Annotated in this window: 1 protein-coding gene; it reads left to right on the top strand. The window is 52.5% G+C overall.

Going from position 1 to position 1,528, the window contains the following annotated elements; translation table 11 throughout:
- The first annotated feature begins 96 nt into the window (after positions 1-96).
- Complete coding sequence (locus FJD38_RS24340; RefSeq protein WP_146388029.1) at positions 97-1,275, top strand: integrase core domain-containing protein; 1,179 nt, start codon at positions 97-99, stop codon at positions 1,273-1,275.
- The last annotated feature ends 253 nt before the right edge of the window (positions 1,276-1,528 follow it).

Genomic DNA, 1,528 nt, shown 5'->3' with positions numbered 1-1,528 from the left:
GTCCTTGCGGTATGACTCACCCACATAGGTTACAAATCAGTTCAAGCACATAGGTAACAGTTTTTAACTGGCAGGGTCGATTTCGAGGATCTGACCATGCCGTGGCGAGAGCTTAATCCTATGGACCTTAAAGTGATGTTCATTGCCGACTTTCTGTCGGGACGCTTCAATTTCAGCGAGCTGTGTGCATCGCACGGCATCAGTCGTAAAACAGGCTACAAGTGGGTCGCCCGATATAAAGCGGACACAGTACATGGTCTGGATGACTTGAGCCGGAGCAGGCACAATCAGCCGCACTCCATCCCATTTCAGATCAAAGCGTCCGTCATAGAGCTACGCACCAAGGGGCCGACAACTCCTGGCCCTAAAAAAATTCAGGTGGCTCTGAGTCAGCTTTACCCTGGGCAAGATCCACCCTCTAAAACCAGTATTTACAACATCCTCAAAAAAGCAGGCTTGGTGACCCCGAGGAAGCTGCGGCAACGCGTTTCTGCTTATCCTAAACCCCTCAAGAAAGCGGAAACGGCTAATCAGTTGTGGAGTGCTGACTACAAAGGCCAGTACCTGACGGGTGAAGGCATTTGGTGTTACCCCTTGACCGTCATGGATCATGCAAGTCGGTACTTATTGGCCTGCGAAAGCATGCCAAGTACCAACTTTAAAGAGGCAAAAGACACCTTCGAGCGGTTGTTCAAAAGGTTCGGTATGCCTGAACGGATTCGTACAGATAACGGTGTTCCTTTCGCCAGTAAAGGCCGTGCAGGACTTTCTCAGTTATCCATTTGGTGGCTTCGTCTGGGCATTATTCCAGAGCGTATACAGCCCGGAAGGCCAGAACAGAATGGGCGCCACGAACGTATGCACCGGACTCTAAAAAGCACCCTGGCCAGTCCGCCCGACATCGAGTGGGCGGCTCAGCAAAGGCATTTTGATCTATTCATACAGCATTACAATCATGAGCGGTTACATGAGGCGCTGGGGCAGAAGACACCTGCGTCCTGCTACAACAGCTCCAGTAGAGCCTATCCGTCCCGGCTACCCGTTATGAGATACCCAAGCCATATTGAGACTTATATTGTTGACTCATGTGGAGTGGTTAACAGAGGGCAAATCAGGATTTATGTCGGGAACGTACTCAAGCGCCAAACCGTAGGGCTGGAACGCATCAGCGAGGGTGTTTGGGATGTAATATTTGGCCCGATTAATCTCGGGCGTTTTGATCTGAAGGATGTCAGAAATGGTTATGTCAGGCTGATGAAGGCATCAGAGATGTGATGAGGTGTTACCCATGTGCCTGAACTTTTCTGTTACCTATGTGGGTGTACCGTACATTGCCCTACCATACGGCCGAGCTCGCCTAGGCTCGCCCGGTGCCTTCACTCCGGCACTGTTATGGGGGCACGCCGCGACGGGCCATCCTTGGCCCGATCGCGGCTGGCTCGGCGTCCTGCCTCGCCACCCCCATAACAGCACCTGCGTTCAGCCTCCTGTGATGGGCCCCAGTGTCGTTCCCACTGTTTCGGTGGCA

The organism is Pseudomonas saxonica, assembly GCF_007858365.1.
Classification (GTDB): Bacteria; Pseudomonadota; Gammaproteobacteria; order Pseudomonadales; family Pseudomonadaceae; genus Aquipseudomonas; species Aquipseudomonas saxonica.
This window is presented reverse-complemented; position numbering and strand designations above follow the sequence as displayed.

Bases quoted from the DNA above. Each gene is read 5' to 3' on its own strand.
- FJD38_RS24340 (WP_146388029.1), top strand. From the start codon at position 97: ATGCCGTGGCGAGAGCTTAATCCTATGGACCTTAAAGTGATGTTCATT.